The organism is Bradyrhizobium sp. Kon58, assembly GCF_055807455.1.
In genome coordinates this window covers 177,071-190,570 of sequence record NZ_JBVVOT010000002.1, presented here as the reverse complement: position 1 = coordinate 190,570, position 13,500 = coordinate 177,071, and the positions used below count along the sequence as shown (strand labels likewise).

The 13,500-nt window shown below is 63.5% G+C and carries 16 protein-coding genes and 1 tRNA gene; 9 read left to right on the top strand and 8 right to left on the bottom strand.

The genetic code is table 11. From position 1 onward, the window contains the following. Positions 1-177: 177 nt before the first annotated feature. Positions 178-369 (top strand): hypothetical protein, encoded by a 192-nt coding sequence (locus AC0L20_RS04660; RefSeq protein ID WP_473287609.1) that lies wholly within the window; start codon positions 178-180, stop codon positions 367-369. Positions 370-378: 9 nt separating this feature from the next. On the opposite strand, the gene AC0L20_RS04655 is transcribed toward AC0L20_RS04660, so the two are convergent. Continuing rightward, on the bottom strand, positions 379-1,092 hold the full coding sequence (locus AC0L20_RS04655) for a substrate-binding periplasmic protein (protein WP_473287608.1): 714 nt from the start codon (positions 1,090-1,092) through the stop codon (positions 379-381). A 357-nt stretch (positions 1,093-1,449) separates the two neighbouring features. Here AC0L20_RS04655 and AC0L20_RS04650 point away from each other — a divergent pair, with 357 nt between their 5' ends. After that, a complete protein-coding gene (locus AC0L20_RS04650; RefSeq protein ID WP_473287607.1) occupies positions 1,450-3,861 on the top strand; it encodes an ATP-binding protein in 2,412 nt (803 codons plus the stop codon). Between the two features lie 368 nt (positions 3,862-4,229). Next, a tRNA-Gly gene (locus AC0L20_RS04645) sits at positions 4,230-4,303 on the top strand. Between the two features lie 783 nt (positions 4,304-5,086). On the opposite strand, the gene AC0L20_RS04640 is transcribed toward AC0L20_RS04645, so the two are convergent. The 5 genes from AC0L20_RS04640 to AC0L20_RS04620 form a co-directional block, all read right to left on the bottom strand. Further along, positions 5,087-5,419, bottom strand: a complete 333-nt coding sequence (locus AC0L20_RS04640; protein WP_247287070.1) for a hypothetical protein — start codon at positions 5,417-5,419, stop codon at positions 5,087-5,089. A 64-nt stretch (positions 5,420-5,483) separates the two neighbouring features. Next, positions 5,484-5,747 carry a GlsB/YeaQ/YmgE family stress response membrane protein gene (locus AC0L20_RS04635; RefSeq protein WP_018459399.1) on the bottom strand — a complete coding sequence of 88 codons (264 nt, stop codon included), beginning with the start codon at positions 5,745-5,747 and terminating at the stop codon, positions 5,484-5,486. A gap of 25 nt (positions 5,748-5,772) precedes the next feature. Continuing rightward, entirely contained in the window at positions 5,773-6,231 is a 459-nt protein-coding gene (locus AC0L20_RS04630) for a YidB family protein (RefSeq protein ID WP_473287606.1), read from the bottom strand. A 227-nt stretch (positions 6,232-6,458) separates the two neighbouring features. After that, positions 6,459-6,665 carry a hypothetical protein gene (locus tag AC0L20_RS04625; RefSeq protein WP_473287605.1) on the bottom strand — a complete coding sequence of 69 codons (207 nt, stop codon included), beginning with the start codon at positions 6,663-6,665 and terminating at the stop codon, positions 6,459-6,461. 95 nt (positions 6,666-6,760) lie between these two features. Beyond that, positions 6,761-7,624, bottom strand: coding sequence for a formate/nitrite transporter family protein (locus AC0L20_RS04620; RefSeq protein WP_473287604.1), 864 nt, complete (start codon positions 7,622-7,624; stop codon positions 6,761-6,763). Positions 7,625-7,833: 209 nt separating this feature from the next. On the opposite strand from AC0L20_RS04620, the gene AC0L20_RS04615 reads away from it, so the two are divergent. From AC0L20_RS04615 to AC0L20_RS04600, 4 genes are read left to right on the top strand one after another with little or no spacing between them, the layout of a single operon-like run. After that, complete coding sequence (locus AC0L20_RS04615; protein ID WP_473287603.1) at positions 7,834-8,286, top strand: DUF2231 domain-containing protein; 453 nt, start codon at positions 7,834-7,836, stop codon at positions 8,284-8,286. Further along, positions 8,283-9,617, top strand: a complete 1,335-nt coding sequence (locus tag AC0L20_RS04610) for a PQQ-dependent sugar dehydrogenase (RefSeq protein WP_473287602.1) — start codon at positions 8,283-8,285, stop codon at positions 9,615-9,617. Before AC0L20_RS04615 ends, AC0L20_RS04610 begins: the two co-directional genes overlap by 4 nt. An 18-nt stretch (positions 9,618-9,635) precedes the next feature. Next, positions 9,636-9,839: a hypothetical protein gene (locus AC0L20_RS04605; RefSeq protein WP_007602912.1), complete on the top strand. Its 204-nt coding sequence runs from the start codon at positions 9,636-9,638 to the stop codon at positions 9,837-9,839. Between the two features lie 30 nt (positions 9,840-9,869). Beyond that, entirely contained in the window at positions 9,870-10,040 is a 171-nt protein-coding gene (locus AC0L20_RS04600) for a hypothetical protein (RefSeq protein ID WP_473287601.1), read from the top strand. Between the two features lie 58 nt (positions 10,041-10,098). Here AC0L20_RS04600 and AC0L20_RS04595 read toward each other — a convergent pair whose 3' ends face one another. After that, a complete protein-coding gene (locus tag AC0L20_RS04595; RefSeq protein WP_473287600.1) occupies positions 10,099-10,482 on the bottom strand; it encodes a type II toxin-antitoxin system VapC family toxin in 384 nt (127 codons plus the stop codon). Beyond that, positions 10,479-10,736 carry a type II toxin-antitoxin system Phd/YefM family antitoxin gene (locus tag AC0L20_RS04590; protein WP_473250990.1) on the bottom strand — a complete coding sequence of 86 codons (258 nt, stop codon included), beginning with the start codon at positions 10,734-10,736 and terminating at the stop codon, positions 10,479-10,481. Before AC0L20_RS04590 ends, AC0L20_RS04595 begins: the two co-directional genes overlap by 4 nt. 349 nt (positions 10,737-11,085) lie before the next feature. Here AC0L20_RS04590 and AC0L20_RS04585 point away from each other — a divergent pair, with 349 nt between their 5' ends. Together AC0L20_RS04585 and AC0L20_RS04580 are read left to right on the top strand one after the other, a co-directional pair. After that, positions 11,086-12,477 carry an MFS transporter gene (locus AC0L20_RS04585; RefSeq protein WP_473287599.1) on the top strand — a complete coding sequence of 464 codons (1,392 nt, stop codon included), beginning with the start codon at positions 11,086-11,088 and terminating at the stop codon, positions 12,475-12,477. A 122-nt stretch (positions 12,478-12,599) separates the two neighbouring features. Then, positions 12,600-13,448, top strand: coding sequence for a 3-oxoadipate:acetyl-CoA acetyltransferase (locus AC0L20_RS04580; RefSeq protein WP_473287598.1), 849 nt, complete (start codon positions 12,600-12,602; stop codon positions 13,446-13,448). Positions 13,449-13,500: the final 52 nt, after the last annotated feature.

Here is a 13,500-nt window from a genome sequence, read left to right as displayed (position 1 = left end):
CTGCGCGCGTCCAAAGGACGTATCACCACCGTCGCAGCCGACAATGGGGCGGGGGAAAATATTGCGTCGCGGGGTGCGGCGACGAAATCTTCCCGAAACCCGATTGCGGCCGAAAGGTGTGAACGCCGCTCGAAATCGGCGCGACTGATTGCCACCAAGAACACTTCGGAGGCGGCCATGTCGACCATCAAGATCATCTGCAAGATCATCTGCGACGCGCGTCGGGCGGGAAAGTCGGACGCTGCGGATCTGCACGACCAGAGCGGCCATCACCGCTATTACGGCAGCTCGGCCGAGAGCGGCGGCGAGCGCATCGTCGAAAGCCGGCGCGGCAAGCGCGCGCCCGCAATGAGCGTTTGCGGCTTCTAAGCTCACGTGTCACATCCCGCTCAGCACCTGCTTGATCAGGGTTTCCCGCAACCGGGCGAGTTCGCCGCTCGCCTCCATCTGCTCGATCATCCGTCCAACCTTCGGCACGAGATCGCGATGCCGTTCATGCAGATGGTGGTAGATGCTGATGCGCTCGAGTGGCGGTGAGAGCGGATGGATCCTGGCCTGGAGATTGAGTTTCTTCACCGCAGCCAACCCGCTGAAGAGGTCGGTGACCATCACGTCGAAGCGGTCGGCATCGAGCATCTTGACCATGTTGTCGAGGCTTGTCGTCGCCGTGACCCGGGTCATGCCGCGCGTACCGGCTTCCGACGAGCCGACGCCGCGTACGATGCCGATGCTGTAGTCCCTGATTGAATTCCAGCCGGCGACGTCGAACTGCAGTTTCGTGGTGAAGACAGCGGGCTCGATGTAATTGATCGCAGGTGTCACCTGGATCAGCGTCGGATAGTCGCGAGAGAGCGTTCCGATCCGCTGGACCTCGCCGTCGACCTCGCCGGTGCTCGACAGCGTGAGCGCGCGCTTGCCGGGGACATCCTCGAATTCGAGCTTGATGTTCAGCCTGGCATAGACCGCGCGTAGCATCTCGCCGCCGACATATTGATCGGGAATATCGGCGATGCGTGCGAGCCGGATGACTTCTTGCGCCTGCGACGGGCCTGCCGCGAGCAGCAACAGGCAGACCACGACTATCCGCCTCATGACGCATCTCCCTGGCCATGCCTCTTCGGCGTGCCCTGCTACCATCCGATGTCGCGCGATCTACCGGAGATGGTAGCTGCGCCGGTCCGCAACGTTGACAGCGCCTTCCCGCTGTGCGGGCGGCTCCGGACTTTCACCGATGTCATTCTAGCACGCGAGGTGGTAGTTTGCCCGGGAATCCTGCTGCTGGGCGCAAGATATGACCCCGTCGAACTCAGGCCGCCCATGGGCCGACAGGATCAAGGGCCGACAGGATCGCCACGTGTATCGCGTGACGCGGCAAAGCCTCACCGTTCGCTTTGCGCGCGGCTGCGGCCGGTAGGCCGAGCAGGTGCCGCCATTTCGGGGACGTGGTGCATGGGCAACGCAGGTGACGATGAGACCAAGCGTGGCCGCGCCATTGCGCCGGCGGCTGCGAAGCAGGATTTGACCGGCATCGGCGCCGCGCTCGCGCCTCCGATGTTCGCGGCACTCCTGTCGCGCATCTTCAACTGGTCGCGCAGCGGCGTGGGGCCCCGGCTGCTTGCCGCCGTGCTGCTGTTCTCGTCGGTCGTGACGCTGACCCTGACCGCGCTCCAGCTCTATCTGGATTACAATCGTGAGGTCGGACTGATCGAGACGCGGCTGGACGAGATCGGCCGCAGCACTACGGGCAGCCTCGGAGAGAGCCTGTGGAATCTCGACCAGAACCAGCTCAAGCTGCAGCTCGATGGCATTCTGCGGCTGCCCGCCATCCGTGCGGCGGAGGTCCGCGAGATCGCCGATCGGCCCAATCCGATCCGTGTCGAAGTCGGCGAGCGAAACACCCGTTCGATCATGACCCGGGAATTTCCGCTGAGCACGATGGTGCAGGGGACCTCGCGCGCCATCGGCACGCTCCGGGTCGAGGCGACGCTGACCGACGTCTATCAGCAATTGCTGAACAGGGCCCTCGTCATTCTGGCAAGCCAGGCGGCAAAGACGTTCCTCGTCTCGTTGTTCATCATCTACATGTTTCATCTGCTGGTGACGCGGCATCTCGTCGCCATCGCCGAGTACGTCGGCAAGTACAGCCTCGGCCGGCCGCCACCGCCGCTGCGCCTGGAGCGCCGGCCGCCTTACGAGGCCGACGAGCTGGACAAGGTGGTCGTTGCTTTCAACGCCATGTGCGCCAACCTCGAACATGCCTATGGCGAGCTGCGTGAGGCCAATGGGAATCTCGAGCGTGACCTGAAGATCCGGCGGCATGCTGAGGAGAACGCCCGCGCGAGCGAGCAGCGCTTCCGCGACTATGCGGAGACCGCATCCGACTGGTTCCGGGAGACCGGCCCGGATCACGTGTTCACCTACATTTCAGATCGGGCCGATGCTTTCGGCATGGACCACACGGCGCTGATCGGCAGGCGCCGTTCAGATGCCGCCTTCGACCGCGATGCCGAGCCGCAGAAATGGCGCGGTCACCTGGCGACGCTGGATCGCCACGAGCCGTTCCGGAAGTTCGAGTATCGCGGCCGCGATGCGGCTGGACGCGCGCGCCATTTCAGCGTCAACGGCCAGCCGGTGTTCGGCGCCGACGGGCGCTTCATGGGGTATCGTGGTTCGGCCACCGATCTGACCGAGCAGCACGAGACGGAGGAGCGGCTTCGCCAGTCGCAGAAGATGGATGCGATCGGCCAGCTCACCGGTGGCGTCGCGCATGACTTCAACAACGTGCTCACCGTCATCATCGGCACCATCGAGATCATCCGGGAGGGGCTGGCGGACAAGCCCGACCTCGCCGCGATCGCCCAGCTCATCGACGATGCGGCGGCGCGAGGCGCGGAGATCACCTCGCAACTCCTGACCTTTGCGCGTCGCCAGCCGCTGGAACCGCGCGAGATCGACGTCAACGGCCTCGTGCTCGAGACGGCGAAGCTGTTGAAGCCGACCCTGGGCGGAAACGTCGAAATCGTCACCCACCTCGCGGACGACGCCTGGCCGGCGATGGCCGATCCGTCGCAGCTGTCGTCGGCGATCATCAATCTCGCCGTCAATGCGCGCGATGCGATGCCTGGCGGCGGCACGCTGACGCTCGAGACCGCAAACCGCGAATTCGATGGTGCGAATGGTGCTGGCGACGGCGACGCCACGCGCGGCGCCTTCATCATGGTCGCGGTGGCCGACACCGGCCATGGCATCCCCGCCGATCTCCGCGACCGCGTGTTCGAGCCGTTCTTTACCACCAAAGGGGTCGGTCGCGGCACCGGGCTCGGCCTCAGCATGGTCTACGGCTTCGCCAAGCAGAGCGGCGGCAGCGTTGCAATCGAGAGTGAGGAAGGCCGCGGCACCGTGATTCGGCTGTTTCTGCCGCGCTCTGCGGGCGGAGCGCAGGCCAGGACCGGGTCGCTGCAGGCGCCCGCGGCTGCACGCGGGCACGAGACGATTCTCGTCGTCGAGGACGATCCGCTGGTGCAGGGCTATGTCATCGCCCAGCTCGGCAGCCTCGGCTATCGCACCCTCGCAGCCGGCGACGGCGCAACCGCGCTTGCGCTGGTGCAGCAGGGCGCGCAATTCGATCTGCTGTTCACCGACATCATCATGCCCGGCGGCATGAACGGGCAGGAACTGGCCGAGGCCGTGCGGCGCCTCCGCCCGGGGATGAGGGTGCTCTATACGTCCGGCTACACCGACAATGCCCTCGACCACGAGGGTCATCTCGGTCCCGGCGTTGCGTTGCTGAGGAAGCCGTACCGGAAGGCGGACCTGTCATTGAGGATCCGCGAGGTGCTCGCCGGCGAGCCGCCCGCCTGAGCAGCCGGCGCGTGACCTGCGAAAAAGGCGCGGCGGGGGAGACCCCGTCGCGCCCGATTTCTTGCTCGCTGGTCCAGGGCTGAGAGCGCCCCGATGCCAAGCCTTTATTCAAAGCTTAGCGGGCGATCCCAGCGAGGTGACAGCGCTTGGTAAGAGACACTGGATCACCTCCTTTCGTTGGTTGCGGAAGACATCAATATAGGCGGCAATGCCGGTGTTGTTAAGGGGCGGCGGCTCGGGAGGAACCAGCGGCTGTTCGCAAGGCCGGGAAGACGCTGGAAAGCCGTCTGTTGGGCAGTTGTCTTGCCTTGGGCAGTTGATCCTGGGCAGTTGAGACCGCCGCCCGGCCGTGTTAGGGAGCCCCTGTCGCGGGTGTAGCTCAATGGTAGAGCAGCAGCCTTCCAAGCTGAATACGAGGGTTCGATTCCCTTCACCCGCTCCAAGGCTTTCGATGCCAGCCCGAAGACATGGGTCACGGAACGTACCTAAGACGTGGGTGACAGCCTCGTGCCGAACGGGTTGTCGAGAGGTTGCAGGGTTTTCTGCTCGAGGTCGAAGTATCTCAGATCGTAATGCATGAAGCTGACGGGCCAAATGCCCTCGCTCAGCGCGAGGTTCTTGCAGCTGCACTCGGAGGTGTGGCTCGTGTGTCGAATACCGGCAGCGGTAAGTTGAAGGCAACGGCGAGCGCTCCCCGGACAAGGCAGCGAGCTGCCTAAGCCCAGCGCCTCTTGGCCGTAGCGTCCGGCGCCGAGCGAAGGAAACCACGCGCTCAATTGGTTCGGTCGCCGGACCTTGCCTTCTTGGGTGAAGCAACACCTCGCTCCCGGCGGGACTTCGCAGGAGCTTCAGGTTCGATCCCATTCTGCTGGTCGAACTTCCTGATCCACGATTGAATGTAGCCCGGATCGTCCGGACAAAGCTGCTCAAGTAAACGAAGGTTCTGCGCTCTGAATTCCACTAGGGTTTTCGGCAATTGTGCCTCCTCAAAACCCTGCCCATATCTAGGCTGCTGCATCGGGAAAAAGTGGTCAAGCCAAAAGGGCGCTTGAAAAGATCGGTGCGTTGATGCAGCGCCGACAGCAAAAACCCCGCCTGGGGGAAGCGGGGCTTTCTGGTGAAGCTTAGGGACGCTTCGACTGTATGACGCGCGATCGCGGAAAAAGTTCAAAGCTAGAAAGCGAACCACGCCAACACCGCCAGGGGGCTTTTAGGAGCTCAAACGTCACGTTTTCGGACTTGGCTGCGGCGCAGGTGTGGCTTGCGGAGAAGGTGCCGGATTGCTCAATTGCTGAGGCGCTGCGGCTTCGCCGCCTGCGTGAGGAACGCACGTACCGATGTTGCTGAGCAGCCGTTTGGCCTGGAGGTCGCGCACCTTTGAGTATTCGCGTCGTCGCTCGATATTGGCCGCGGCCCATCGGTCCCAAGCCTCGAAAGCGTCCGTATAGTGCTTTCGCATCTGCTCCTCGGCGGCAAGGCAATCGGCAAACTTGTCGAAAACCAGGTCGGTGTTGACCGGGGTCATGCCTCCTACCAGGACAACGAGCATCCATTTCATCTTGCCGATCGCCTTTCGCGCCGGGCGAATTCTCCGCTAACGCGCGGAATTCCGTCCACTGTGGTTAGATGGCCCGACGGCTGCGACCGGCTACAAAACCGTAGACGAAAAGCACGATGATGGCGCCTACCACTGCCCCCACGAGTCCTGCGCCTTCTCCTGGCCGGTACCAGCCGAGTGATTGGCCAAGATAGGTCGCAACGAACGCGCCTACTATTCCCAGGATCGTGGTCAGGATGAAACCCGAGGGCTCGTTGTCACCGGGCATGATGAACTTCGCGATGACGCCTGCGATGAAACCGATGATGATCGTCCAGATGATGCTCATATCTTTTCTCGAGTCTTGAGGAGTGTTATCCCGAGGATTGCGCCGGAAGACGTCCCTCGGGCGTGTATTTGTCCACCGCTGCCGGAAGCTCGCGCGACAATCGGTCGAGGATCTCCTGCTGAGACAGGCCGGTCTGCTGCTCAAGTTTTTGAAGAACGTCCGGACCGATAGCCTGCCGGAGTTCGGGCGGGGTGACTTCGCGGTTTGGCCCCTGATTGATCCAGGATTGAGCCGCATCGCCTTGCCCGTTCTGTCTGAAGTGCTCGAGCAACTCGCCGATCCCGCCGTTCAGCAGCGAACCGACGCCGCCGCCTCCCACAAGGCTCCCAAGATTGCCGAGCATGCCGCTCAGCGAATCCTTGGTGCCCGACGGCTGACCGGAGGTAGCGTTGCGAAACATGTCGGCGAGCTTGTCCCGATTTTGATAGCCGGCGATTGCGAGCATACCCAAGAGGGCGGTCATCGATGGCATTCCGCGGCTCATTTCGGGCTCCTGAGTTCGATGATGGGCAATCGTGCGTAAGCAATAGCGGCCCGCCTTGCGCTGGCCGCCACATCACTCATCGCCCACAACATACGCGGTGCTGGGAAGTTCCACGTTTCCCCAGAACCACGTTTCCTCAGAACGATGGGCTGTCAGTCATTGCCAGTCCCGAACAAATTGATGCGTCTCGCTTGACCGACTTGGCGTTTCGGGTCGGCAGAGCGACTCTATTCCTGTTCGCTATCCTTCTCCTCGCGCTGCTTCCGGGCACGATCGACTGCGCCGCCCTGGGGCTGCCCGCTGACCTTCACGCCGGGGAGATGATCGACCTTGTTGTTGGCGGCCTCTTCGGCACGCTGCAATTCACGATCGATGATGTCGCGTGATCCTTCGGCTGGTTCCTTGTCGAATGGGCTCTTGATATCAGTGCTCATGATTGATCCTGCTTGTCGCCGCACGTTAATTTGCTGAGGCAAGCTCGGCTCGCGCCCATCGTTCCTGTCGAGGCGGCAGCTTTTGTGCAGCCTCTTTATTCCCTGTGGTCGTCGATTTCGGGGGCGACCTGTCCGTAGTTCAGCAGGGCCACCAGTGTCGTTCCGCCAAGAATATTGCCGAGGAGTGTCGGTACGAAGAAGTCCGAGGCATATTGTGAGAGCGACGCCAGGCCGCTCTGGACGAGAAAGGCGCACTCGACCGAGCCCGCGATGATGTGCGCGAACTGGCCGAGCGCGACCACATAGGTCATCACGACGACGAGGTGCGGGCGCGATCCCTTCACGGCAGGCAGTAGCCACGCCATCAAGGCGATCAGCCAGCCGGCAAAGATCGCCCGGACAAGGGTCGTCGTGAACGTGCCCTCGATGGTGTGGCGGCTGAGATCCACGAAGGCGTCCACGATGCGTGGTTCGAAGATGCTGGTGTGCGCGAGCACAGATCCGACCGCCCAGGTTCCCGCGATGTTGGAGGCGAGCACCAGGCCCCACAGCTTGATCACGCTCCACAGCGTGGCGAGATCCCTGTTGTGCAACAGCGGCAGGATCGGTGTCAGCGTGTTCTCGGTGAAGAGCTGCTGCCGTCCCAGCACCACGACCAGGAAACCGACCGTGTAGCCGAGCGGAGCCACCAGGCGCCGGGTGGCCTCGTCGGAGATCAGCGCGTGAAACTCGCCCTGGACGATCAGGGACAATCCCATCGAAAGACCGGCGGCGAGGCCGGACAGCACGATAGCCCACCATCGCCGTTCCAGTTCCTGCTCACCCTCGGCGCGGATCGTCTCGTGGATGAGCGCGGCGTTCGGCCGGCTTTGGGATTCGATCTGCTCGGTCTGGCGCCGCGAAACGCCGTCGAGCTTCGAGGCTGGATTAAAGGAGGCGCCGTCGCCAGGCTGGTCCACTCCGCAGTCTCCTGAAGGGCAGGTTCATCTCAATGCCCGGATCAAGGCCCGCACCGGCAAGGGGTTCCTCGTGAGTGCTTCGACGCCGCAGCGCTGTTGAGGAGCGGCGGCGCTGAGGCCGACGATCAGGAACCTTCGCTGGAAGCGGGTGTTTTCCAACGGGGAGGGGTGGCGATCTGACAAGAGGCCAACCGTGCAAGATGCCAACCGTGCAAGATAACGTGCGCGTGCGCGCGACCGCACAAATCGCGGGCCATCCGATTCATCCGATGCTGGTGCCGATCCCGATCGCGTGCTTCATTGGAGCGCTGCTGACCGACATCGCCTATGTCGTCAGTGCCGAGATCATGTGGGCGGATTTTTCGGCCTGGCTTCTGGTCGTCGGCGTGATCTTCGGCGTGCTGGCAGCCATCGCCGGCCTGACCGATTTCCTCGGCAACCGCCTGGTGCGGGCGCAGTCGCCGGCCTGGCCGCATCTGATCGGCAACGCGCTGGCGCTGATCCTGGCCACCGTCAATGCGTTGATCCATACGCGCGATGCCTGGACCTCCGTGTGGCCGACCGGGCTCCTTCTTTCAGCCATCACCGTATTGATCCTGCCGGTCACCGGCTGGCTCGGCTGGGCCATGGTGTATCGCCACGGCGTAGGAGTTGCGCGATGAACTCCGCAATCGCTCGGGTGCTGTTGTGCGCTTCGCTGCTGTCTCTCGCCGGCTGCAACGACGGCAGTGGCGATCCGAAGGCGCAAACCGGGGCCAACCCGACGCTTCCCGACATCCAGCAATATCTGCTGCCGCCGATGCACATCGCCCGTATCGTCGGCTGGAAAAAGGACGAGACGCCGGCCGTTGCGCAGGGCTTGCAGGCCAAGGCCTTCGCGACCGGCTTGCAGCACCCCAGATTTCTCTACGTGCTTCCCAACGGCGACGTGCTGGTGGTGGAATCCAAGGCGCCGAAGGGCGCTCCGATCAAGCGGCCCAAGGAAATCGTGATGGGATACATCGAGTCCTGGGCGACATCAGGCGGCGACACCGGCGAGAGCAACCGCATCACGCTGCTGCGCGACAGCAACGGCGACGGCGTCCCGGACACGCAAAGCGTCTTCCTCGACCATCTCAACTCGCCGTTCGGCGTCGCGCTGGTCGGCAACGATCTCTATGTCGCCAACACCGATGCGATCGTCAAATATCCCTATACCGAAGGCGATACCAAGATCACCGCGCCGGGCACGGTGCTGACGCCGCTGCCGGGCGGACCGATCGACCATCACTGGACCAAGAGCCTGGTCGCAAGCCCCGACGGCTCGAAGCTCTATGCCGGCGTCGGCTCCAACAGCAACATCACCGAGAACGGCATGGAGGCCGAGCACAATCGCGCCGCCATCCTCGAGATCGACCGTGCCAGCGGCCGCTGGCGCATCTTCGCAAGCGGCTTGCGCAATCCCAACGGACTCAGCTTCGAGCCGCAGACGGGCGTGCTGTGGACAGTCGTGAACGAGCGCGACGAACTCGGCCCCGACCTCGTGCCAGACTACATGACATCGGTGAAGGACGGCGGCTTCTACGGCTGGCCCTACAGCTATTACGGCCAGCACGTCGATCCGCGCGTCAAGCCGGAGCGTCCCGACCTCGTCGCCAAGGCGATCGTGCCTGACTACGCGCTGAGCTCGCATGTCGCGCCGCTCGGAATGGCCTTCAACACGAGCGCGAGTCTGCCGGCCGCTTATCGCGGCGGCGCCTTCGTCGGCGAGCACGGCAGTTGGAACAGGCAGGTCTTGAACGGCTACAAGGTGGTGTTCGTGCCGTTCACGGACGGCAAGCCGAGCGGCCCGCCGCAGGATGTCGTCACCGGCTTCCTCAACAGCGACAACCAGGCGCGCGGGCGGCCCGTCGGCGTCGCCATCGACAAGACCGGCGCGCTGCTGGTCGCCGATGACAGCGGCAACATTGTGTGGCGCGTGACCGCCGCGCACCCGCAGCTCACGCAGCGATAGATCTCGAGGAGTTACACCATGGGCCTTGCTCAATACACGATCGTGCCGGTGCAGGACGAATGGGGCGTGCTGCACGACGGCGACGTCAGGAACAGATACAGCACCAAGGAAGCGGCCTTCGAATCGGCGGTGGCTGCCGCCTCGTTGGCGCTTCGCGAGGGACACGAAGTCCATGTCAGCGTACCCGGCCGCGAAGCCGGCGAAAACGCGCTGGGAATTTGATGGACACGCGACACACTTCAGGAGGCTGCGATGACCAAGCCCCGTGAGCCGAACGGCATTGAGCCCTCCCGCTCCGAAGACGACATCCAGCGCGACCAACTCGGGCCGCGCGGCGTGCCGAATGCGCCGGATCCGGCCAAGATGACCCCCCAACGCGACAAGAAAACGCCGAAGCACGTCGATCCCGGCCATACAGCCTGACGGCTGCCCCGCGGCTTTTCTGTTCGGCCGGTAAGTCGCCGCCCCCGACGGTCGTCGACTACGCCGCCGCAACGATATCCGTCTTGGCAAAGTCGTCGCCGACGTAAAGAAGGGCGCAGCCATGCTCCTTGGCGACATCGTAGGCGAAGCAGTCACCAAAGTTGAGACCGGCGGGACGAATGCCTTTGCCCCAACGCGAGTAGATCTGCGCCACGCGTTCGGCCGAAGCTTGGGTCACCGAGATCACGTTCAAACCGAGATCGTTAATCAGCTTCTTCATCTCTTCGTCGACGCCCCGCCGTGCCGCGACGATCAGGCTTTCTGCAACGGAAGCGGCCGAGATCAGGATTTCGTCGGCGGTCTCCAGCGCGGTGATGCAAGCATCGGCTTGCGGTTCGTCGAGCACGATCGCCATCAGTGCGGAGGTATCGACCGCGATCATTCCGGCAGTCCGTCATCGCCGAAAAGAAAGTCCTGACTGCGCGCGGCGCTCGGTCCGGGGATAGCTTTGGCCCCGCCGGTCCTTCGCGCCGCCTCGAGCACGGTCCGGCGGGCGGCGCGGTCCGGCGCAAGCTTGACCGGGACGAGCCGCACCGCGGGATGTCCATGCCGCGTCAGGATCACCTCGTCGCCGGCCTCTGCGCGGCGGACAAGATCGGTCAATTGTCCTTTTGCGTCGGTAACGGAGACCCGCATCTCATTGTCCTTCCTCAATTTTCATAAAGTGGACCATGCAATGGTCCAATGTCAACCGCCTCCCACCCCACCATCGCCGGACGCGATCTCGCGGCCGATCTCGGCATGAACCTGCCGGCGGTGTCGCCGGGACGTGGGTTCTCCCGCACCAAATAACATCACGTTAGGTTTGTCGCATAACTGGGTAATTGTGTTAGCCCGGCGAAAGCCTATCGTCGCCACCAAGCAGACACCGATCGGCAGTGACAAACGCTCGCGAAACTCCGCAGAGCGGCCGGAGAGTGCTGCCCAATTTTGAGCGAAGCCCGTCAACGGGACGTCAGTAAAAACCCAAGGGAGGAATCTTGAGATGACCGCGATCAATCAGATGAGTCAGTCCAGGAAAGCCGCTGCCAGCGGCTGGATCGGGTCGGCTCTCGAATATTATGACTTCTTCATCTACGCGACCGCCGCGTCACTGATCTTCCCGCAAATCTTCTTCCCGTCGGAGAATCCCACCGTCGCGATCGTCGCCTCGCTGGCGACCTATGGCGTCGGGTATGTAGCCCGGCCGATTGGCGCGTTCGTCCTCGGGCACTGGGGCGACACCCACGGCCGCAAGACGGTTCTCATCATCTGCATGTTCCTGATGGGCATCTCGACGATGGCCGTGGGTATCCTGCCGACCTACCAGCAGGTTGGCATCCTGGCGCCAATTCTGCTCGTCATTCTGCGCCTCGTGCAGGGATTTGCCGTTGCCGGCGAAATCTCAGGCGCAAGCTCGATGATCCTGGAGCACGCGCCGTTCGGTCGGCGGGGCTTCTATGCCAGCTTCGCCCTTCAGGGGGTGCAGGCCGGACAGATCCTCGCCGCAGCAATATTCCTGCCCTTGGCGGCCTATATGCCGACCGAGGCCTTCAACAGCTGGGGCTGGCGGATTCCCTTCCTGCTCAGCTTCTTCGTCATCGTCGCGGGCTACATCATCCGTCGCGAAGTCGACGAGACCCCTGCCTTTGCCCGCGAGGGCGAACGGGGAGAAACGCCGCGCGCGCCCATCGTTCAGGCCATCAAGCTGAGCTGGCGCGACATGCTCAGGGTCATCTGCATGGCGCTGATGAACGTCATTCCGGTGGTCGCGACCATCTTCGGTGCGGCCTATGCGGTCCAGCCCGCCTACGGCATCGGCTTTGCCAAGGATGTCTATCTGTGGATCCCGGTCCTCGGAAACATGCTGGCAGTATTCGTCATTCCCTTCGTCGGCAATCTCTCCGACAAGGTCGGCCGCAAGCCTCCGATCATCGTCGGCGCGCTTCTCTCCGGTTTGCTCGCCTTTTGCTATCTCTATGCCATCAGCATCAGGAATGTGCCGCTGGCAATATTGGTGTCGCTGCTGATGTGGGGCGTAGTCTATCAGGGCTACAACGCGATCTTTCCGAGCTTTTACCCGGAGCTGTTTCCGACGCGCACCCGCGTCTCGGCCATGGCGATCTCACAGAACATCGGAACCACCATCACCGCATTGCTTCCCGCCCTGTTTGCGACCGTCGCGCCTCCCGGCTCGACCAACATTCCGTTGACGGTGGGGGCGATTGCCTTCGCTATCACGGTCATCGCCGCGCTGGCGGCCCTGACCGCGCGGGAAACCTATCGGATCAGGATCGACGATCTCGGCAATCCCAATGCCGTTCCGATGCCGCGGGCAGATTATGACCGCCAGCGTGCCGGCGATGCGGTGAGCGGGGCTGCCACGGTTCGGACCTGACGGGTATAATAGAGGCAACTGCCGCCGCGATCGATGATGTTCGCGGCGGCAGGGCCTCACTGCAGAGTTAGGCTGCCGATTCGACTTTGTGCGCGTGAGCCCAATCAATATGAGGTTGCAATATGAACCCCGTCGTCGTCGCTGTCGCCATCACCGGCTCCGTTCCGCGCAAGAAGGACAATCCCGCGGTCCCGATCCTGCCGTCCGAACAGATCGAGTCGACGCACCAGGCCTTCGAAGCCGGTGCCACGCTCGCCCACATCCATGTCCGCAACGACGACGAGACGCCGTCCTCCGATCCCGAGCGTTTCGCCGTGGTGCAGGAGGGGATCAGGAAGCACTGTCCTGACATGATCGTTCAGTTCTCGACCGGCGGGCGGGGCCGCGATCCCTCGGCGCGCGGATCGTCGCTCTATCTGAAGCCGGACATGGCCTCGCTGTCCACGGGATCGGTGAACTTTCCGACCATCGTCTACGAGAACAGCGCCGCCCTGGTCGAGACCCTCGCCACCGGGATGAAGGCGAATGGCATCCGGCCGGAAATCGAGATCTTCGATTTGTCGCATCTGCACGGGGCCCGCCGCTTGATCGAGGCTGGGCTGATCGACGCGCGTCCGCACGTGCAGTTCGTCATGGGCGTCAAGAACGCCATGCCCGCGGACGAGCATGTCCTCGACATTCTGCTGGGCGAACTCAGGCGGCTGATCCCGAAGGCGACGTGGACGGCCGCCGGGATCGGACGCCACCAGGCCGAGGTCATGGGCTGGGCGCTCGCGCGGGGCGCCGATGCGGTCCGCACCGGACTCGAGGACAATATCAGGATCGACAAGGCGCGCCTCGCGGCCAGCAACGCCGAGCTCGTGACCATCGCCGGTGAGGCTGTCGCGCGCCACGGCCGGCGCGTGGCGACTGCGGCCGAGGCGCGATCCCTGCTCGGGATCGCGGGGCAGGGAGCTCCTGCCGCCTCCTGACATGCTCCCGGCCGCCTGCTGCCATTCGACAGCCGGCGTTTCCGTGCGCCGA